The 19,125-nt window shown below is 51.7% G+C and carries 17 protein-coding genes; 12 read left to right on the top strand and 5 right to left on the bottom strand.

The genetic code is table 11. The features are described from left to right. Window positions 1–414: 414 nt before the first annotated feature. The 4 genes from MIB40_RS12385 to MIB40_RS12370 all read left to right on the top strand — a co-directional run bounded on the left by MIB40_RS12385 (window position 415) and on the right by MIB40_RS12370 (window position 4,980). Complete coding sequence (locus tag MIB40_RS12385) at window positions 415–2,460, top strand: ribonucleoside triphosphate reductase (RefSeq protein WP_249694655.1); 2,046 nt, start codon at window positions 415–417, stop codon at window positions 2,458–2,460. A gap of 52 nt (window positions 2,461–2,512) precedes the next feature. Then, on the top strand, window positions 2,513–2,671 hold the full coding sequence (nrdD, locus tag MIB40_RS12380; RefSeq protein ID WP_249694653.1) for an anaerobic ribonucleoside-triphosphate reductase: 159 nt from the start codon (window positions 2,513–2,515) through the stop codon (window positions 2,669–2,671). Window positions 2,672–2,727: 56 nt separating this feature from the next. Next, window positions 2,728–3,405: an anaerobic ribonucleoside-triphosphate reductase activating protein gene (locus tag MIB40_RS12375; protein WP_264758555.1), complete on the top strand. Its 678-nt coding sequence runs from the start codon at window positions 2,728–2,730 to the stop codon at window positions 3,403–3,405. Window positions 3,406–3,558: 153 nt separating this feature from the next. After that, the gene (locus MIB40_RS12370) at window positions 3,559–4,980 is read left to right on the top strand and encodes a glycosyltransferase family 4 protein (RefSeq protein WP_249694641.1); all 1,422 of its coding nucleotides are present in this window, start codon (window positions 3,559–3,561) and stop codon (window positions 4,978–4,980) included. A gap of 41 nt (window positions 4,981–5,021) precedes the next feature. Here MIB40_RS12370 and dapD read toward each other — a convergent pair whose 3' ends face one another. The 5 genes from dapD to map all read right to left on the bottom strand — a co-directional run bounded on the left by dapD (window position 5,022) and on the right by map (window position 11,250). Beyond that, window positions 5,022–6,059 (bottom strand): 2,3,4,5-tetrahydropyridine-2,6-dicarboxylate N-succinyltransferase, encoded by a 1,038-nt coding sequence (gene dapD, locus MIB40_RS12365; protein ID WP_249694639.1) that lies wholly within the window; start codon window positions 6,057–6,059, stop codon window positions 5,022–5,024. 11 nt (window positions 6,060–6,070) lie between these two features. Then, window positions 6,071–6,424, bottom strand: a complete 354-nt coding sequence (locus tag MIB40_RS12360; protein WP_249694637.1) for an ArsC family reductase — start codon at window positions 6,422–6,424, stop codon at window positions 6,071–6,073. A gap of 1 nt (window position 6,425) precedes the next feature. Then, window positions 6,426–7,631 carry a succinyldiaminopimelate transaminase gene (dapC, locus tag MIB40_RS12355; RefSeq protein ID WP_249694635.1) on the bottom strand — a complete coding sequence of 402 codons (1,206 nt, stop codon included), beginning with the start codon at window positions 7,629–7,631 and terminating at the stop codon, window positions 6,426–6,428. 9 nt (window positions 7,632–7,640) lie between these two features. Beyond that, window positions 7,641–10,367 carry a [protein-PII] uridylyltransferase gene (locus tag MIB40_RS12350; RefSeq protein WP_249694633.1) on the bottom strand — a complete coding sequence of 909 codons (2,727 nt, stop codon included), beginning with the start codon at window positions 10,365–10,367 and terminating at the stop codon, window positions 7,641–7,643. 97 nt (window positions 10,368–10,464) lie between these two features. Beyond that, window positions 10,465–11,250 carry a type I methionyl aminopeptidase gene (gene map, locus MIB40_RS12345; protein WP_249694631.1) on the bottom strand — a complete coding sequence of 262 codons (786 nt, stop codon included), beginning with the start codon at window positions 11,248–11,250 and terminating at the stop codon, window positions 10,465–10,467. 341 nt (window positions 11,251–11,591) lie between these two features. On the opposite strand from map, the gene rpsB reads away from it, so the two are divergent. The 8 genes from rpsB to rseP all read left to right on the top strand — a co-directional run bounded on the left by rpsB (window position 11,592) and on the right by rseP (window position 19,069). Continuing rightward, window positions 11,592–12,356 carry a 30S ribosomal protein S2 gene (rpsB, locus tag MIB40_RS12340; protein ID WP_249694629.1) on the top strand — a complete coding sequence of 255 codons (765 nt, stop codon included), beginning with the start codon at window positions 11,592–11,594 and terminating at the stop codon, window positions 12,354–12,356. A 139-nt stretch (window positions 12,357–12,495) separates the two neighbouring features. Continuing rightward, the gene (gene tsf / locus MIB40_RS12335; protein WP_249694627.1) at window positions 12,496–13,356 is read left to right on the top strand and encodes a translation elongation factor Ts; all 861 of its coding nucleotides are present in this window, start codon (window positions 12,496–12,498) and stop codon (window positions 13,354–13,356) included. A 115-nt stretch (window positions 13,357–13,471) separates the two neighbouring features. Continuing rightward, a complete protein-coding gene (gene pyrH, locus MIB40_RS12330; RefSeq protein ID WP_249694625.1) occupies window positions 13,472–14,209 on the top strand; it encodes a UMP kinase in 738 nt (245 codons plus the stop codon). After that, window positions 14,206–14,763 carry a ribosome recycling factor gene (frr, locus tag MIB40_RS12325; RefSeq protein WP_249694623.1) on the top strand — a complete coding sequence of 186 codons (558 nt, stop codon included), beginning with the start codon at window positions 14,206–14,208 and terminating at the stop codon, window positions 14,761–14,763. The genes pyrH and frr overlap by 4 nt, the downstream gene beginning before the upstream one ends. A gap of 139 nt (window positions 14,764–14,902) precedes the next feature. Continuing rightward, window positions 14,903–15,664, top strand: a complete 762-nt coding sequence (gene uppS, locus MIB40_RS12320) for a polyprenyl diphosphate synthase (RefSeq protein ID WP_249694622.1) — start codon at window positions 14,903–14,905, stop codon at window positions 15,662–15,664. After that, a complete protein-coding gene (locus MIB40_RS12315) occupies window positions 15,658–16,452 on the top strand; it encodes a phosphatidate cytidylyltransferase (RefSeq protein WP_249694620.1) in 795 nt (264 codons plus the stop codon). The genes uppS and MIB40_RS12315 overlap by 7 nt, the downstream gene beginning before the upstream one ends. 53 nt (window positions 16,453–16,505) lie before the next feature. After that, window positions 16,506–17,702, top strand: coding sequence for a 1-deoxy-D-xylulose-5-phosphate reductoisomerase (gene ispC / locus MIB40_RS12310; RefSeq protein ID WP_249694618.1), 1,197 nt, complete (start codon window positions 16,506–16,508; stop codon window positions 17,700–17,702). Next, a complete protein-coding gene (gene rseP / locus MIB40_RS12305; RefSeq protein ID WP_249694616.1) occupies window positions 17,702–19,069 on the top strand; it encodes a sigma E protease regulator RseP in 1,368 nt (455 codons plus the stop codon). The genes ispC and rseP overlap by 1 nt, the downstream gene beginning before the upstream one ends. Window positions 19,070–19,125: the final 56 nt, after the last annotated feature.

The following is a 19,125-nucleotide window of genomic DNA, read 5'->3' as shown; positions in this document are numbered from 1 at the left end:
GGTGGTAGTGCCGGTACAGGATGTACGGGCCGCTTTTTGCTCCTGCAAAAGCGTCACTTCCTACGTCCTTGTAGGTCGTAGCACGAGAACCATGGGCGGTGGTCGTGCGGGTAAAAGATGTCCCATCTAGGCTGATCAGCCCAATCCTCTATCACAAAGCCTTATAGCGACCTGCACCAGCCAGTCATTCCTCAGACCTTATCGTAAAGGTCAGGTAGATACGGAGCGATCGTACCTGGTTAATTATCCAGTGCTTTCCTTTTGTTGATCTGGGTCAATAAAGTGCTCTCCGCTATTGAGTAAATTTGTTTAAACCACAATATGTAGTGGTTGATATATATCAAAAGCACTAAATATATGTTTGTGGCTTTTTAGATACTCGATAGAAAACCTCTCAATGCAAGCGGGAAAACGATGATTAAGGATCCGATCCGAATCAGTGAACCTTTACCTCTGACCATTAAAAAGCGCGATGGCCAGGAATCGGTGTTTGATGCTGAAAAGATATGTAGAGCGATAGAGTTGGCGGGAGATGCCAGTAAAGAATATGGGGCAGAGCAAGCGGTCGAGCTGACTCGCAAAGTGCTCAAGGTTGTGAGTTTTCGCTACACCCGGGAAGTTCCCAGTGTAGAGCAGGTACAGGATGCTGTTGAGCAGGTACTGGCGATGTCTGAATTCTTCAAGACCGCCAAGGCTTATATTCTGTATCGCGAAACCCATAAAAAGATTCGCAGTGACCGCAAGACCTGGCTGGATGTTGAATCCTCTATGGATGAATATCTTGATCAGCTGGATTGGCGAGTGAAGGCCAATGCCAATCAGGGATATTCCCTGGGTGGCATGATCCTGAATGTGTCCGGAAAGGTGGTTGCTAATTACTGGTTGAATCATGTCTACCCTCCGGAGATCGGTGATGCTCATCGTCAGGCTGATCTTCATATCCATGACCTTGATATGTTGGCGGGGTATTGCGCGGGTTGGTCTTTACGTACATTGCTGCATGAAGGGTTCAATGGGGTGCCCGGTAAAATAGAAGCAGCGCCACCCAAGCACCTGTCCAGTGCTATTGGTCAAATGGTCAATTTCCTCGGTACGCTGCAAAACGAATGGGCGGGCGCACAGGCCTTTAGCTCGTTTGATACCTATCTGGCGCCTTTCGTGCGTCGCGACCAGATGCGTTACTCCGATGTTAAACAATGCATCCAGGAGTTTATCTATAACCTGAATGTTCCCTCGCGTTGGGGTACCCAAACACCCTTTACTAATATCACTCTGGATTGGGTTTGTCCCGAAGATCTGCGCGAGCAGATACCGGTTATCGCAGGGGAAGAGATGCCATTTGCGTACGGTGATCTGGCGCCGGAAATGGCGATGATCAACCGCGCCTATATCGAGGTAATGATGGCCGGCGACGCCATGGGGCGGGTGTTCACGTTCCCCATTCCCACCTATAACGTGACTCCGGACTTCGATTGGGAGAGTGAAAATTCCGACCTGTTATTCGATATGACTGCGAAATATGGCTTGCCCTATTTCCAGAATTTTCTCAACTCTGATCTGACGCCTAACATGGTGCGTTCTATGTGTTGTCGTTTGCAGTTGGATTTACGCGAACTGCTCAAGCGCGGTAACGGGCTTTTTGGTTCTGCCGAACAAACCGGATCACTGGGGGTTGTAACCATCAACTGTGCCCGTCTCGGATATCTCTTTAAAGGCAATCGAGAAGCCCTGTTCGCCAGAGTTGATGAGCTGATGAATCTGGCGCGAAACAGCCTTGAGATCAAGCGCAAGGTGATTCAAAACTACATCGATGCAGGCCTGTTCCCTTACACAAAACGTTATCTGGGCACCTTACGAAATCATTTCTCCACCATTGGCGTAAACGGTATTAATGAAATGGTGCGGAACTTTACCTCGGACCAGCTGGATATCACCAGCGCTGCCGGGCACCAGTTAGCGGTCGACCTACTCGATCACATACGCGAACGCATGCAGCTGTTTCAGGAAGAAACGGGTCACCTGTACAACCTTGAAGCCACTCCTGCAGAAGGCACCACGTATCGATTGGCCAAGGAAGATCGCAAGCGTTTTGCTGGCATTATTCAGGCCGGCACGGATGACAAACCTTACTATACGAACTCTTCCCAGTTGCCGGTAGGGCACACCGATGATCCCTTCGAGGCGCTCGCGATGCAGGATGAGCTGCAATGTAAGTATACCGGCGGAACGGTGCTGCACCTGTACATGAATGAGCGGCTTTCCTCCACGGAGGCTTGTAAAAAACTGGTTCGGCGGTCGCTGGAAAACTTCCGTTTGCCCTATATCACTATTACCCCAACTTTCTCGATTTGCCCCACCCACGGTTACCTCAAGGGTGAGCATGAATTTTGTCCAACCTGCGATCAGGAGCGTCTGGCCGAGAAGGTTAAAAAACAGCAATCACATAAAGAAGCTGTGTAAAGACAGGTTTGCTGTGACTGTTAACTATTAATGCACAAAAAGGAACATAAGTATGAGTAATGAAGTCAGGGTGAAGCTGGAAGAGAACGAACGTCAACGCTGCGAAGTCTGGACTCGGGTTATGGGTTATCACCGTCCGGTGTCTGCGTTTAATCCTGGTAAACAATCTGAGCACGCTGAGCGTACTCCCTTTGTAGAACGCCAACAGTGATTGACCAGGGTCTTATTGCTAGCACCATTCCTCCGATCCCTCTCAGGGTCGGGGGAATGGTTCCTATGAGCAGTGTAGATTTTCCTGGTCAACTCAGTGCAGTGTTGTTTTGCCAGGGTTGTAACTGGCGCTGTCATTATTGTCACAATCCGCATTTGATACCGGTTGAAGCAGATCAAGCCAATGAAATCGTGCGTTGGGAAACAATTTACGCGTTTCTTAAGCAGCGGCAAAATTTACTGGACGCCGTTGTCTTCAGTGGCGGCGAGCCGTTGGTGCAGCAGAATCTGGAAGCGGCGATCGACAGCGTAAGAACGCTCGGTTTTAAAGTGGCGTTGCATACTGCGGGTAGTATTCCTGAACGATTTGCCCAGCTGTTGCCAAAACTGGACTGGGTGGGTCTGGATATCAAAGCCTTACCGGATGATTGTTCGTCAATCACTACCATCGACACCAGTGGTGAAAAGAGTTGGCGGAGCTTACAGTTACTGCTGGATAGTGGTGTTGCCCATGAGGTCAGAACGACGGTGCACTGGAGTCTATTGTCCCCGACAAAGGTACTTGAATTGGGGCAGCGTCTTGCTGCGGCAGGTGTTACCCGTTTTGCGCTACAGGATTGCCGGGATGAGCATTGCTTAAACCTCGATTTGGCCGAATCCTGGATCGATCCCGATGATCTATCACCGTTATTGGATCGCTTGAAACAGCAGTTTGATCACTTTCGTTTTCGCTAAGCTGGCTTTCAGTGATTTACAGGTGCTCGGCTTGCCAGTCAATTTCAGATAGCTTGGCGCCTTCTGCTAGGCTATTTATACCTATTGTTGAAATCGCCGTGCAACCCCGCTGCTGGATTAGAGGTACAGCTCGGGTATCCGGAACAAAGAACCATGGGCAGCACCTCCCCCTTAGCTGTATTGATATCTGTGCAGTGCGCCGAACTCGATAACGGTGTTTGTCAGGTTTTGCTTGCGCTATTGCCCCGTATGCGTGAACGAGATATCTCTGTGCATCTAGTGCTGCCTGAAGAGGGACCCTTAGAAAGGCAGCTGAAGGCGGCTGGTATTCAAACATTGGTTGAGCCCGTTCAAGTCTTTACTGGCCCCCATCCCATCAATATTCATCATTATGCTGACGGCTTGCAGCTGCGTGCCAAACGCCTGGCCGATTATATTGGCCGGCATGGCATCGATTTGGTAAATACCCACACATTTATTCATTGGGACGCTGCAGTTGCTGCGAGAATTGCTGGCGTTCCTCATGTATGGAGTGAGCATAATCTGTTTGGACTGGGCGCCGAATGTTGCCTTTTTCGTAAGATGACCGCTGTTGTGGCCCAGCGTATTGAGTTGCTGGACCTTATGGGGGATGCCTACGTCTCGGTGTCACAGAGTGTCTCCGACACGCTGATTGCGGCGGGTAGTCGACGTATCCAGAAAGTCATTTATAACCGAATCAATCTACAGCATCTTGAACAGCAAGCTTGCCAGTTGGCACAATATTTCGAGTTGAGTTCGCTGTTGGATTTACCAGATAACGCAATCATTATTGGTAATGTCAGCCGAATTGATCCGGTGAAGGATCATCGAACTTTTCTGGCAGTGGCAGCCCAGGTATGCCATCGCTATCCACAGGTTCATTTTGTCGTTGCGGGGCCGGTGAATAATCAACTGTATTATGATGAGTTGTGTCAGTGTATGGCTGATCGGGGGCTCAATAATAAGGTTCATTTCATCGGCTCGGTGAGTAATGCCGCGTCCTTATACCGGCAATTTGATCTCTATCTGCTGACATCGGTCTGCGAAGGTTTTTCACTCTCTTTGATGGAGGCGATGGCATCGGGTTGTGCGATTGTGGCCACAGACAGTGGGGGAGTGACCGAGCTGATTGAAGATCAGATCTCGGGTTTTATTGCTGACCGTAAAGCGGTTGATGCTCTGGCAGGTTATGTTGAAAGACTTGTGCAGGACAGGTCTTTACGTGAGCGAATGGGGCAGGCGGCTCAGCAACGAATAAACCGTTTTAATAGTTGGGATGGAGCGGCTCGAGAATACGTTGAGTTGTACCGAAATCTTGTCGATCAGTCTGCAGAGCATTCAACAACGGTATCGGATGCGGAGCTTGTCAGCTTACAGGCGCAGCTGTCACAACTCGTAAGAGTAGCAGCGTTGGAAGCCGATATTTATAAATTGGAAGCGTCACTGTCCGCTTATCAATGGCAAGGGCAGAAACTGGAAGCCAGTGTGCCATATCGCTTGTATCGTTTTAGCAAACGGTGGATGGAATTTGCTCGAAGAGCAAAGTCGCACTGACACAGGTTTGTCAACGCCCTGTGCCAGTGCGGGATAGCTGACTAGTTGTGTGCGTGAAGCTCTTCGTTCAGTTCAATGGCGGAGCGGTTGGTTTTGCATTCCAGAGCGCCGCTGAGGGAATTGCGACGGAACAGCAGGTCAGATTTACCAGCCAGGGAGGCGGCTTTTACCGTTTCCACAACCTGTCCTTTATCGTCCAGCAGGTTTACCTTGGAACCACCGGTCACATAGAGACCGGCTTCTACCGTGCAACGATCGCCCAGAGGAATACCCAGGCCAGCGTTGGCGCCCAGCAAGCAGCCTTCACCTACTGAAATGACCACGTCATTTCCACCGGACAATGTGCCCATGGTTGAGCAGCCCCCGCCGAGATCTGAGCCCTTACCGACGATCACTCCCGCCGAGATGCGGCCTTCGATCATGCTGGTGCCTTCGGTACCGGCATTAAAGTTGACGAAGCCCTCGTGCATGATGGTGGTGCCTTCCCCGATGTAGGCGCCAAGGCGAACCCTGGCGGTATGAGCGATGCGAACGCCATTGGGTACAACGTAGTTGGTCATTTTGGGAAACTTGTCGACGGAGGAGACCTCAAGCAGTTCGCCATTGGCACGTGCTTGCAGTTGTCTCTGTGGCAATTCTTCCAGGTCCACCGCGCCCTGATTGGTCCAGGCAACGTTTGGCAGTAGTGGGAAAATTCCGCTCAGATCGGTGCCGTGGGGCTTCACGTAGCGGTGAGAGATCAGGTGTAGTTTGAGGTAGGCTTCGGGAGTACTGGCTGGAGCACTGTCGGTTGCCAGAAAAGTAGCGACGACTGGCTGGGAACTTTGCACCAGAGTATTCATGATCTCGGCTTGCTCATGAAAGCTGGTGTCGGCGATGGCATCACGCAGATCGTTAATCTGCTGCTGATTTAACTCAATCGCCTGGTTTCCACCGGTATAACCTACCGCGTCACCGAGCTGGCTTACCAGGTCCGGGCTGGGATCAAATAAAGGGTTTGGGTAGTAAACTTCTAGCCACTCACCTTTGTTATTTTTGCTGCCAATGCCGATGGCTAAACTGAAAAATGGATTGCTCATGGTAAGTCCTGTTATTTCTGATTGCTAAAAAAAGAGGCGTAGTCATGGTCCTTGAAACCCAGCAACCGACGGTCGCCATCGTGCAGCAAGGGGCGTTTAATGATGGAGCTGTGCTCACACATAAGTGCCAGTGCGTTGTCTTCAGTGGTCGATTCCTTGACCGAATCGGGTAGCTTTCGCCAGGTGGTTCCCCGGCGGTTAATCAGTGATTCCCAGCCTAGAACCTTGAGGTGGGAGGCAAACTCTGCGGCCGGCACACCCTCGGTCTTGTAATCGTGAAAATGGTATTCGATACCCTGCTGCTCAAGCCATTTGCGAGCTTTCTTTACGGTATCGCAATTTTTAATGCCATATAGGGTGATCATCTCACAGTGTTTCCTGTAAAAACGTTTGGATTCTATAAGCCGCCTCGCGACACTCTTCCATAGAAGCAACCAGTGCCATACGAACTCGGTTGGCGCCGGGGTTCTTGCCATTGATTTCCCGCGCCAGATAGCTACCAGGTAGAACGGTGATATGTTGCTGGTGGAAGAGCTCGCGGGCAAAGGTTTCGTCCGTGAATGGTGCGGGAACTTTCAGCCACAGGTAAAAACCCGCATCGGGGCGCTGTACCTCGCACAGGGCACTGAGAATGCCGCAGACTTCAGTAAACTTTTGTTGATAGAGTTTTCGGTTGGCCGCTACATGGTCTTCGTCTTGCCATGCCAGAATGCTGGCGTGCTGGTGCTGCAGGGGCATCGCGCAACCATGGTAAGTGCGATAGAGCAGAAACGGGGCCAGAATATCGCCATCTCCTGCGACAAAGCCTGAGCGCAACCCGGGCAGGTTGGAACGTTTCGACAGGCTGTGAAAAACCGCGCAGCGCTGGTAATCGTCGCGATTGATATGAGCACAAGCTTGCAATAATCCAATGGGGCGCTGCTCTTCGTTTGGGTAAATCTCTGAATAGCACTCATCGGAGGCAATGATAAAATCATAGCGATCGGCCAGCTCAATCAATTTGATCAGGGTCGGCAAGGGAGTTACGGCACCGGTCGGATTGCCTGGAGAACAGAGAAATAGTAACTGACAATCTTGCCACTGCTGCTCGCTAACGGCATCGTAATCGGGCAAAAAGCCATTGCCTTCATCGCAAGGCAGATACTGGCATTGTGCTCCGGCGAGAAAGCTGGCGCCTTCGTAAATTTGGTAAAAGGGTGAAGGCATTAATACCAGTGGGCGTTGTTGGGTTCGGTCGATCACGGCCTGGGTAAAAGCGAACAGAGCTTCACGAGTTCCATTCACCGGTAATACTTCACGCTCGGCATCGGGTGCATTGTTGAGCTGAAAGCGTTGTTGTAACCAGTTGGCAATCGTTTTCCGGAGTTCACGAGTGCCTTTGGTGGTCGGATAGTTGCTGACTCCTTCCAGGTTGCCGGCCAGGTAGCTGGTGACGAAATCGGGAGCGGCGTGTTTGGGTTCACCGATGGACAGTGCTATGTGGGCTTTGTCGGCTGGTGGCTGACAGTCTTGCTTGAGCCGCCCCAGTTTTTCAAACGGGTAAGGGTGTAACTGTTTCAGGTCGGGGTTCATGTTATCGGTTCAGTGGGAGGTGCTGGTTAGAGTACGGTTCTTTGAGACATTTTCCTGGGTATGGGCATCCAGGGCGTCGCGCAGAGTATCGCAGATTTGTTGGCATTGTTGAGGGTCTTCGATAGCGCGTTGCTGAGCGTCACTGATGGTAAAGATGTCCTCTACGCGTTCTCCCAGTGTGGCTATTTTTGCATTATGGATAGAGAGATCGAGATCCATAAAGACCTGTCCAATAAGCGCCAGCAAGCCGGGTCGGTCGGGTGCGACGACTTCCAAAATGGTTCGCTGGAGTTGTGGGTCATTGCTGAGGGTAATCTCAGCCGGATAACTGAAGTGTTTGAGTTGGCGAGGGGTGCGACGACGAATGACCAGAGCGTAGTCTTCCGTGTGCAGCAGGGCATCGGACAGGGTGCTTTCAATTTCCTTGATGCGCACCGGGTTATCACCAATAGGGGATCCGTCCAGCTCGAGGACGATAAAGGTATCGAAGCTGTAACCGGCATCGGAGGTGATGATGCGTGCATCCTGGATATCCAGGTTCAGCTGATCAATAACCGCCGTACTGGCCGCAAATAACTCATCGCTGTCGGGAGTGTAGATAAAAATTTTGGTGCCGCCTTCAAAGGCTCGATCAGTGGTTTCCCGGACCAGTACCAGTGGCTTGTCATTCGTGTGGCGAGCGATGTTCTGGGTGTGCCAAACCACATCGCGCACGGAATGACGCAGGAAGTATTCGTCCCCCAGGGTATTCCACACCTGATCGATTTCAGAGGCCTGCAGCTCGTCCAGCAGTTCCTTGCGGGCTTGGGTCTGGGTGTCCTCGATGGCTTGCTGGGCATCAAAGGGGTTTTCCAGACCGCGCCGTAAAGCGCGTTTGGTTTCGCTATACAGACGGCGCAGCAAGGAGGCGCGCCAGCTGTTCCAGAGCGTTGCATTGGTGGCGTTGATATCCGCTACGGTGAGCGCATAGAGGTAGTCGAGACGTACCTGGTCGCCCATCAGTTTGGCGAAATCATTAATAACATCGGGATCCGACAGATCCTGCCGTTGGGCGGTGGTGGACATCACCAAATGCATTTGTACCAGCCAGGCAACCAGCGAGGCATCCCATTTGCTCAGGTGGTGACGTTGACAGAATTCCCGCGCGTCGACGGCACCCAGTTCGGAATGATCGCCACCTCGTCCCTTGGCAATGTCATGATAAAGGGCAGCAATGTAGATCAACTCGGGTTTGGGCAGTTTTTTCATCACCTTGGAAGCAATGGGGAAGCGTTCGGCGTTTTCTTCGTAACTAAACGAACGCAAAAATTTCACCAGCAACAGAGTGTGAGCATCGACGGTATAGGTGTGGAAAAGGTCGTGCTGCATCTGCCCGGTGATTTTGCCAAATTCTGGAAGATAAAGTCCCAGTACGCCCCAGCGCAGCATTCGTCTCAGGTTAACCGTTAAGCCGTAAGGGGCCCGCATAAGCTCAATAAATAACGTGGTATTGCGAATGTCGTCGCGATACTCATCATTGATTAGATGGCGATGCTCGCGAATGAGTCGAATGGTGGATGCCCTGACACCCAGAATAAAAGGGTTTTGTGTCATAAGCACAAAAATCTCGATCAGGGCGAAGGGGGCTTTGACGAAAACATCATCATTGACGACTTCGATGTAGTTTTTTCGTACCTGGAAACGATCATTCAGGGTGATGACCTTATCGTCATCATCGACCGAGAGGATAACTTCATCGAGGTGCTGCAACAGTAGATCGTTGAGTTCTGCCAGCCCTAGCACGACCTGATAGTAGCGCTGCATAAATTGCTCGACGGCCAGGCTGTTGCTTGAATCCTGGTGGCCAAACAGCTCGGCCAGATGCTTCTGGTGGTCGAACAGAAGTCGGTCTTCTTCTCGCCCTGTGAGCATGTGCAGCCCCCAGCGAACTCGCCATAAGAAGGCTTGGCCCTCAGCCAGAATTTGATATTCGGATTCGGTAAGGAAATTCAGCCGCACCAGATCATGGGCGCTTTGCGCGCCGTAATGCCGTCGGGTTACCCACATGATCATTTGAGTATCACGTAAGCCCCCCGGGGAGTTCTTAACGTTGGGTTCGAGGTTGTACTCGGTATCATTAAATTTTCTATGGCGGGCGCGCTGCTCCTCAAATTTCTCTTTAAGGAATAGTTTGCTGGGCCACATCTTGTTGCTGCTGACCTTCTTCAGCATCTCTTCCCGCAGCAACTCAGGTCCGGCGAGGGTGCGTGACTCTATCAGGTTGGTGATAATGGTCAGGTCTTTGCTCGCCTCGGCGGTGCATTCCTTGATCGACCGCACGCTCTGTCCGACTTCCAGGTTGATATCCCATAACAGAGTCAGGAAACGCTCGATATTTTCCCGGTAGCGGCCATGGTTGTCCTTGCGTAGCAGGATCAGCAGATCGATATCGGAGTGGGGATGGAGTTCACCTCGGCCATAGCCGCCAACCGCCACCAGGGAGATGTCTCCTTTTTCCCCCCAGTCAAGGTGGTTCCAGGCCAGTGACAAAACCTGATCGACCAGCCAGGCGCGCGCGTTCACGAGCATGCGAATATCCCGGCCTTCGCGATACCATTTATCCAGTGTTTCCTGAGCCTGCTTTATACAGCGTTTATAGGCGGGGATTGGGGTGGGTGAAAGTACCAGTTCGGCTCGAAACTGGCCTTTGTTAAACAGCTCATTGATAAACAGTTGTTCGTCGATCCCGGTATTCATACGGCCCCTGGCTCTCTATTTCCCCGGGTAGGGGGTGGCTCGCTGGTCGCGAGAGCAGCTTCCTCCCTGAAGACTGCATGGTTTACTTGGAATGATTTCAGGTCAGGCTGGGTGCGGTTTCACCGTTACGCAGGGTCAGGATGTCGTAGCCGTCGGCGGTGACCAGGATGGTGTGTTCCCATTGTGCGGATAAACGCTTGTCACGGGTGGTCACGGTCCAGCCATCCTTTGCGTTCAGCTTGGTAAACTTCTTGCCGGCATTGATCATCGGTTCGATGGTGAAAGTCATGCCTTCACGAAGTTCCATACCGGTACCGGTTTTGCCGTAGTGCAATACCTGGGGTTCTTCGTGAAACTGCTGGCCAATACCATGGCCGCAGTATTCTTCAACCACGGAATAGTGGTGGCCATGGGCGTGTCGAGCGATAACGGCGCCGATATCACCCAGCCTGGCTCCTGGCTTGACCTGCTCAATGCCTAGATACATACATTCTCGGCTGACCCGGCAGAGACGCTGAGCGTGCTCCGGGGTTTCCCCTACGCAGAACATCATGCTGGTATCGCCATGAAAGCCATCTTTAATGACCGTGATGTCCACATTGATAATGTCGCCATTTTTCAGCACTTTGTCATCGCTGGGTATGCCGTGGCAAATGACATGGTTGAGGGAGGTGCAGATCGATTTTGGGAAGCCGTGATAATTGAGCGGGGCGGGGATAGCCTTCTGGACGTTGACGATGTAGTCGTGACAGATTCGATCCAGCTCTCCGGTACTGATTCCGGCTTCTACTGAAGGAGCAATCATATCCAGTACTTCGGCGGCGAGACGGCCGGCGGTACGCATCTTTTCAATTTCGTCGGGGGTCTTGATAGTAACGGTCATTGGAGTGGCTGCATTTGATCCCATGAAAGAAGCGGCCTGTTTGAGGCAGGCTGCTGGTTGCCGGCTATTCTAGCAAAGCCACTGAGTCTGTATAAGGGGCGAAGCGTTTATTCCTGAACGTTTTGTTAAGGTATTCTGTATGGCCTAAATAGGCCTATGCGGTTTTCGTGTCGTGGGATTTGTGGTATAAAGCGCGCGCCGCTGGCAAAACCTCTGCAAATTGGGGCGTTGTTCAGTCGGTACATTAACTAATCACACATACACCGACACATGATTCTGGGTGCCCTTCGGGGTTGGGTCATGGGGTGTGTGGAGGCCTAACCCGAGTTCAGGAGAATCCAATGGCTCAAGTATCAATGCGTGAAATGCTCAAAGCGGGCGTTCACTTCGGACACCAAACCCGTTACTGGAACCCCAAGATGGATAAATACATCTTTGGTGCCCGTAACAAGATCCATATCATCAACCTCGAGCACACTCTGCCTGCTTTCAATGACGCGCTGAAGTTTGTTGAGCGTCTGGCGCAGAGCAAAAACAAGATTTTGTTTGTTGGCACCAAGCGTGCTGCCAGCAAAGTTGTTCGCGAAGAAGCTGGTCGTGTAGCTATGCCGTTCGTGGATCATCGCTGGTTGGGTGGTATGCTCACCAACTACAAAACCATTCGTCAGTCTATCCGTCGCCTGCGTGACCTGGAAACCCAGTCACAGGACGGTACTTTCGAGAAGTTGACCAAGAAAGAGGCGCTGATGCGCACTCGTTCCCTGGAAAAGCTTGATCGTAGCCTGGGTGGTATCAAGGATATGGGCGGTCTGCCAGATGCCTTGTTTGTTATCGATGTTGATCACGAGCGCATCGCGATTACCGAAGCGAACAAGCTGGGTATCCCAGTAATTGGTATCGTTGATACCAACAGCAATCCTGATGGTGTTGATTACGTCATTCCTGGAAATGACGATGCTATTCGTGCTATTCAGCTGTACGTTAAGTCGGTAGCTGATTCCGTCGCTGAAGGCCGTTCTGCCGCCAGCGTTGGTAGCGAAGAGGAGTTTGTTGAAGTCGCAGCCCCTGAGGCCCCGGCCGAAGCAGAGAAAACTGCTGAAGGTTAATGCGATTGTCACATCATTTATGGTGTGTTTGAAAAAGGGGGCCTGGCCCCCTTTTTCTGATTGAAATTCCGGCGAAGCTGCCAGCTAACCATTGAATGGCAGCTTCCTAACCAGTTAAACGAATATTGAGGGTATTGATATGGCAGCTATTTCTGCTTCGCAGGTGAAGGAACTGCGTGACCGCACTGGCCTGGGTATGATGGAGTGCAAGCGTGCACTGACCGAAGCTGGTGGAGATATCGACAAGGCAATCGAAGAGATGCGTAAGTCTGGTCAGGCCAAAGCCGCCAAGAAAGCGGGCCGCACTGCCGCTGAAGGTGTTGTGATGGTTCGTCTTTCAGATGCGGGCACTTCTGGCGTGTTAGTTGAAGTGAACAGCGAAACTGACTTTGCTGCACGTGATGATAACTTCCTGGCGTTTGCTGGTGAGGTCGCTGATGCGGCTATGGCTAGCGGTGAAACTGATATTGCCAAGCTGGTTGAAGGTGGCATCGAGACTTCTCGTCAAGCATTGATCCAGAAAATTGGTGAGAATATTTCGCCTCGTCGTATCGGCACTATCGCTGGTGATGTTGTGGGTGGTTATGTCCACGGCAACAGCCGTATTGCGGTACTGGTGGCCCTTAAAGGCGGTGATCAGGAGCTGGCGAAAGACGTTGCTATGCACGTAGCCGCTGTTAATCCTCGCGTTCTCAATAAAGACGATATGCCTGCTGAAGTTGTTGAGAAAGAAAAAGAGATCATCAAGGCGCAGCCGGATATGGAAGGTAAGCCTGCTGAGATCGTAGAAAAAATGATGGTCGGTCGTATTAACAAATTCCTTGCTGAAAATAGCCTGGTTGAACAACCTTTCGTTAAGAACCCAGAGCTTAAAGTTGGCAAGCTGGTGAAAGATGCTGGCGCAGAAATCATCAGCTTTGTTCGCTTTGAAGTAGGCGAAGGCATCGAGAAGGAAGAGGTTGATTTCGCAGCTGAAGTCGCTGCTCAGCTCAAAGGCTGATCAATACTCTTTAAGTGTGGGGGTGGTGCGCTGGCGCTGCTCCTGTGCTTGGCCAGTCTATACTGCTGGCGTGTTTCATCATTTTTTCTCTCTTCTGTCGCAAGGAATTTGACACATGCCTACAACTGATCGTCAGCCTAAATACAAGCGAATTCTCCTTAAGCTCAGTGGCGAGGCCCTGATGGGGGACGAGGAATTTGGTATTGACCCCAAAGTGCTCGATCGTATGGCACTGGAGATCGGCCAATTAATCGGTATTGGTGTTCAGGTGGGAATGGTTATCGGTGGAGGCAACCTGTTTCGGGGTGCGGCCTTGAGTGCTGCCGGTATGGACCGGGTCACCGGCGACCACATGGGTATGTTGGCGACGGTAATGAATGCCCTGGCCATGCGTGATGCCCTGGAACGTTCCAATATTGCCTCGCGTGTTATGTCGGCGATTCCAATGAGTGGGGTGGTAGATCATTACGATCGTCGTGCTGCATTGCGCTTTTTAACCGGCGGCGATGTGGTGATTTTTTCAGCCGGTACTGGCAATCCCTTCTTTACGACCGACTCTGCCGCTTGTCTGCGTGGTATTGAAATGGATGCGGATGTAGTTATCAAAGCCACTAAGGTTGATGGGGTTTATGATTCGGATCCTGTGAAGAACCCCGACGCGGTTAAGTATGATAGTCTCAGTTACGATGAGGTGCTGGATCGTAAACTGGGCGTTATGGATCTAACGGCAATTTGCCTGGTGCGAGATCATCAGATGCCATTGCGAGTGTTTAATATGAATAAACCAGGCGCGTTGTTGAACCTGGTACTGGGTGCAAACGAAGGAACGCTGGTTCGTGGGGGTGAGAAATGATTAATGAGATCAAAGATGACGCACAAACTCGGATGAAAAAGAGTGTCGAGTCCCTGGTTGTCGCTTTTGCAAAGATTCGTACTGGTCGAGCACATCCAAGCTTGCTCGACGGTATCACGGTGTCCTATTACGGTAGCGATACACCATTGAGTCAGGTCGCCAATGTCTCCGCTGAAGATGGACGTACTCTGTCTGTGACGCCTTGGGAGAAGCATCTGGTGCCTGATATTGAAAAGGCCATTCTGAAATCTGACCTTGGCTTGAACCCTTCTACGGCCGGCGCTGTTATTCGCCTTCCGTTGCCGCCTCTTACAGAGGAGACTCGTAAGGGTTTTATCCGTCACGCTCGACAGGAAGCTGAAAACGCGCGCGTTGCGGTACGAAATATTCGTAGAGATGCGCTGGGAGATGTGAAAGATCTGCTTAAGGAGAAGGAGATTAGTGAAGATGATGACCGTCGCGCCCACGATGAAGTGCAAAAGTTGACGGACAAGTACGTGGCCGAAGTGGATCAATTGTTACAGGCTAAAGAAGCCGATCTGCTGGAGATTTAACCTTCTGTTTGTTGTAGCGCCCGCCTTATGCGGGCGCTTTGCTTATTGATCAGACCCTTAATGAATCAGGATGCTGGGTAGCTGTTGGTAAGGATGCCATTAGCCCTTGTGTCCGCTCCCAACAGGCTGATATTTGCCAATGTCCGAATCCGACATCACAGCTGCTAGTGAAATAGCTAACGTTCCACGTCATGTCGCCATCATCATGGATGGTAATAACCGGTGGGCCAAGAAACGCCTTCTGCCAGGGATTGCAGGTCATCGAGCGGGTGTTGAGGCCGTTCGCCGGGTAATTGAAGCCTGCGATAAGTATGGTATTGAGGTGCTGACGCTTTTCGCTTTCAGTAGTGAAAACTGGCAGCGTCCGGAAGAGGAGGTGCGCGGTCTGATGGGGCTTTTTCTGCAGATGCTGAAGAAAGAGACCCGGCGCCTGCATAAGAACCAGATCCGTTTGCGTGTGCTGGGTGATACCAGCGCTTTCAGTGACGAAATACAACAACATATCCGGGAAGCGGAGGCGTTAACGGCGGATAACGCCCGGGTGACCCTGGCGATTGCGGCTAACTATGGTGGCCAGTGGGATATTACTCAGGCCGCCAGACACTTGGCTGAACAGGTCAAGCAGGGGCAGTTAGAGCCCGAGCAGATTAGCGCTGAAATGTTCCAGCAACACCTTTGCACTGCCGAGCTGCCTTTGCCGGACCTGTGCATTCGTACTGGCGGAGATCATCGTATCAGCAACTTTATGTTGTGGCAGTTTGCTTATTCCGAGCTGTATTTTTCCTCTGCATTATGGCCTGATTTTGGTCACCAGCATTTACGGGATGCATTGTTGGATTACAGCGGTCGTCAGCGCCGATTCGGCATGAGTAGCGAGCAAATTGAGGGCGGTGCATGTTAAAAGAACGAATTATAACGGCTTTGATATTGGCCCCCATTGCGCTCGGAGGTGTGTTTTTCCTTCCGTTGCAGCCCTTTTCCTGGTTTATCGGTGCGGTGATTCTGCTAGGTGCCTGGGAGTGGGGTAATCTGGCAGGTTATGAAGCTCCGTTGCCTAGAATTACCTACGTATTGACGGTGCTTTTGGCGCTTTTTGCCAGCACTTATGTAGCCTCAAGCATGATTCTATGGATAGCCGCTGTTTGGTGGTTATTGGCACTTGGGTTGGTGATAACCTATCCGGGAACTGTTGGTATCTGGAGCAAATCAGGTGTTCGTTTGCTTTTGGGCTACCTTGTACTGGTGCCTGCCTGGGTTGGGCTGGTGCAGATGAAAGCCTACCCGGACAGCTGGATCTTGATCGTATTTCTACTATTCCTGGTCTGGGGTGCCGATGTAGGGGCCTACTTTGCCGGGAAATACCTGGGGCGGCATAAGCTGGCACCCAATGTGAGCCCCAAGAAAACCTGGGAAGGGGTCCTTGGCGGCTTAGGCACCGTGACTGTTGTGGCCGTGATTGCATCACCCTATTTACCCTTTACAAGCTTGTTATCGTTACTGCTGGTTAGCTGTCTGGTGACTCTGGTGTCCGTGTTGGGTGATCTCTGCGAAAGCATGTTCAAGCGTGAACGAGGCATCAAAGATAGCAGTCAGTTGTTGCCGGGGCATGGTGGTATACTGGATCGCATTGATAGCCTGACGGCGGCTGTTCCCCTGTTTGCTTTGTCATTAATGCTACTGGGAAACTGATGTTGTGGTCCGATCCACATGCCGCCATCCCTATGAAAAGTGAGTCCTGACCGTTGCAAAATATTACGATTTTAGGTGCGACCGGCTCCATCGGGCAAAGTACCCTGGACGTCGTCAGGCGCAATAGTGATCGGTATTCTGTATTTGCGCTCACCGCTAATCGCCAGGTTGATCTGATTGTCGAGCAGTGTCGCGAATTTTCCCCTCTTTATGCGGTAATGGCTGATAGTGAGTCTGCTAAGGCTTTGTCGGCGATATTAAGGCGTGAAGGGTTGCCAACTGAAGCTCTTAGTGGAGTTGATGGCCTTAGGCTGGTTTCGGCCCACGATGATGTTGATATGGTGATGGCGGCTATCGTTGGTGCCGCTGGCCTGTTGCCCACGTTGGCAGCCGTAGAGGCAGGCAAGAGGATTTTGTTGGCCAACAAGGAGTCGCTGGTAATGGCTGGCGCTCTCTTTATGGATGCCGTTCAGCGCCATGGTGCTGAACTGCTGCCGATTGACAGTGAACACAATGCGATTTACCAGTGTTTGCCTGTCAACTATGGGGCTGAGCAGGAAAGCTCCGGTGTGCGCCGTATTTTACTAACCGCTTCTGGTGGGCCCTTTCGCACCACAGAACTTGATGCCTTACAAGCGGTCACGCCAGAGCAGGCCTGTGCGCACCCGAACTGGCCCATGGGGCGTAAGATCTCAGTCGATTCGGCGACCATGATGAATAAGGGACTGGAAGCTATCGAAGCCTGTTGGTTGTTTGGTTTGCAGCCCGATGATGTGGAGGTGGTTATTCATCCTCAAAGCATCATCCATTCTATGGTGGATTATGTCGATGGTTCCGTGCTAGCCCAGATGGGTAACCCCGATATGCGCACTCCAATCGCTTACGGAATGGCCTGGCCCGGTCGTATTGATTCTGGGGTAGATCCTCTGGATTTGGTCAAGATGGGGCGGCTGGATTTCGAGGCGCCGGACTATAAGCGTTTCCCTTGCCTGCAACTGGCGTTCGATGCGGTATCCAGCGGCGGTACGGCGATGGCAATTCTCAATGCGGCCAATGAGGTTGCGGTTGACGCGTTTTTAAATCACCGCATCGGTTTTTGTCATATCGCGGAACTGAACCGTGAGGTCCTGGAGGTTCTGGAAGCCTGTCCAGCCGATGATCTGCAGACGGTTCTGGATGCTGACCGTTCGGCTCGGCAGCAGGCGCAAGCTTTGATTACCCAAGGTAAATATGGCTGGGAGGCTCGTTGATGGATCTATTACAAACGATACTGGCGACTATCGTTACTCTGGGTATTCTGGTGACCTTTCATGAGTTTGGCCACTACTGGGTGGCCAAACGCTGTGGTGTGAAGGTGCTGAGGTTTTCGGTGGGGTTTGGCAAACCTCTATGGCGGCGTTTTGACCGCCATGGCACCGAGTTTGTGATAGCGGCCATTCCGTTAGGTGGCTATGTCAAAATGCTTGATGAGCGTGAAGCTGAGGTGCCAGAGTCTGAGCGACACCTGTCGTTCAATAGTAAGACCGTGGGGCAGCGCATCGCTATTGTTGCCGCGGGTCCGTTAGCTAATTTTTTACTGGCTATTGCCGCCTTTTGGTTGATGTTTGTGATCGGGGTGCGCACCGTGGTGCCGGTTATCGGTGACGTTGAGCCAGACTCCGTGGCTGAAGTTGCTGGCCTTCAGGTGGGCGATGAGCTGGTCAGTGTCGATGGTGATGTTGTTCGCAGTTGGGATGAGGCCTTGCTAGCCCTGTTAGGGCATATAGGCGAGAGTGGAGAAATCCAGCTCGGGGTTAAACCGGATGCATTATCTGGTACTGACTATAGCCCCGCGCAACGTTCTCTGATGGTTGATAAATGGCTGGCAGGGGTTGAGCAGCCTGATCCGTTGAGTTCTTTGGGTATTACTCCGTACCGCCCTGAAGTACCTGCCGTTATCGGGGTTTTGTTGGATGGTGGTCGTGCCGGCGCGGCCGGTTTACAGGTCGGCGATCGAGTGATTGCTGCGGATGATCGTTTGGTAAACAACTGGTTTGACTGGGTTGAGTTGGTGAGAGCGAAACCCGAGCAAGCGATGCGGATCGAAATAGAGCGAGCCGGACAGCTCCAGGTATTGGAACTGATTCCCGCCCGTAAGGTCCAATCGGACGGTACAGTCATTGGTTACATCGGCGCCGGGGTGGAAGCCGTCGAGTGGCCTGAGTCGCTTAGACGAACCATTAGTTATGGTGTTTTCGGGGCTGTTATGCCCGCTGTGGAGAAAACCTGGTCAGTGAGTGTGCTGACGCTGGACTCCATACGGAAAATGATTATGGGGCTGGTTTCCGTAAAAAACTTGAGTGGCCCCATAACCATTGCTAAAGTGGCTGGCGAATCGGCGAAGTCCGGAATTGAAAGCTTTCTGAACTTTCTCGCCATTCTTAGCATAAGCCTAGGGGTTTTGAATCTGCTTCCGGTACCTGTGCTGGATGGAGGTCACCTTTTGTTCTATATCGTCGAGTGGATCAAAGGCAGCCCGGTTCCTGAAAAGGTCCAGGCCTTTGGTTTTCAGGTCGGTATAGGGTTGATTGGCATGCTAATGATGCTAGCGCTGTATAACGATTTTGCGCGATTATAGTTTGAATTTTGGGGGAGCTGGCGGACAGCTGGTTCGATGAATAAAAAACGATTCTT

The organism is Aestuariirhabdus haliotis, assembly GCF_023509475.1.
GTDB classification, from domain to species: Bacteria; Pseudomonadota; Gammaproteobacteria; order Pseudomonadales; family Aestuariirhabdaceae; genus Aestuariirhabdus; species Aestuariirhabdus haliotis.
Note: the sequence above shows the minus strand (reverse complement) of the source record. Positions and strands in the feature narration are given on the sequence as shown.

Excerpts from the sequence above, each read along its gene's own strand:
- MIB40_RS12385 (WP_249694655.1), top strand. The coding sequence starts at position 415 with ATGATTAAGGATCCGATCCGAATCAGTGAACCTTTACCTCTGACCATT.
- nrdD (WP_249694653.1), top strand. The coding sequence starts at position 2,513 with ATGAGTAATGAAGTCAGGGTGAAGCTGGAAGAGAACGAACGTCAACGC.
- MIB40_RS12375 (WP_264758555.1), top strand. The coding sequence starts at position 2,728 with ATGGTTCCTATGAGCAGTGTAGATTTTCCTGGTCAACTCAGTGCAGTG.
- MIB40_RS12370 (WP_249694641.1), top strand. The coding sequence starts at position 3,559 with ATGGGCAGCACCTCCCCCTTAGCTGTATTGATATCTGTGCAGTGCGCC.
- dapD (WP_249694639.1), bottom strand. The coding sequence starts at position 6,059 with ATGAGCAATCCATTTTTCAGTTTAGCCATCGGCATTGGCAGCAAAAAT.
- MIB40_RS12360 (WP_249694637.1), bottom strand. The coding sequence starts at position 6,424 with ATGATCACCCTATATGGCATTAAAAATTGCGATACCGTAAAGAAAGCT.
- dapC (WP_249694635.1), bottom strand. The coding sequence starts at position 7,631 with ATGAACCCCGACCTGAAACAGTTACACCCTTACCCGTTTGAAAAACTG.
- MIB40_RS12350 (WP_249694633.1), bottom strand. The coding sequence starts at position 10,367 with ATGAATACCGGGATCGACGAACAACTGTTTATCAATGAGCTGTTTAAC.
- map (WP_249694631.1), bottom strand. The coding sequence starts at position 11,250 with ATGACCGTTACTATCAAGACCCCCGACGAAATTGAAAAGATGCGTACC.
- rpsB (WP_249694629.1), top strand. The coding sequence starts at position 11,592 with ATGGCTCAAGTATCAATGCGTGAAATGCTCAAAGCGGGCGTTCACTTC.
- tsf (WP_249694627.1), top strand. The coding sequence starts at position 12,496 with ATGGCAGCTATTTCTGCTTCGCAGGTGAAGGAACTGCGTGACCGCACT.
- pyrH (WP_249694625.1), top strand. The coding sequence starts at position 13,472 with ATGCCTACAACTGATCGTCAGCCTAAATACAAGCGAATTCTCCTTAAG.
- frr (WP_249694623.1), top strand. The coding sequence starts at position 14,206 with ATGATTAATGAGATCAAAGATGACGCACAAACTCGGATGAAAAAGAGT.
- uppS (WP_249694622.1), top strand. The coding sequence starts at position 14,903 with ATGTCCGAATCCGACATCACAGCTGCTAGTGAAATAGCTAACGTTCCA.
- MIB40_RS12315 (WP_249694620.1), top strand. The coding sequence starts at position 15,658 with ATGTTAAAAGAACGAATTATAACGGCTTTGATATTGGCCCCCATTGCG.
- rseP (WP_249694616.1), top strand. The coding sequence starts at position 17,702 with ATGGATCTATTACAAACGATACTGGCGACTATCGTTACTCTGGGTATT.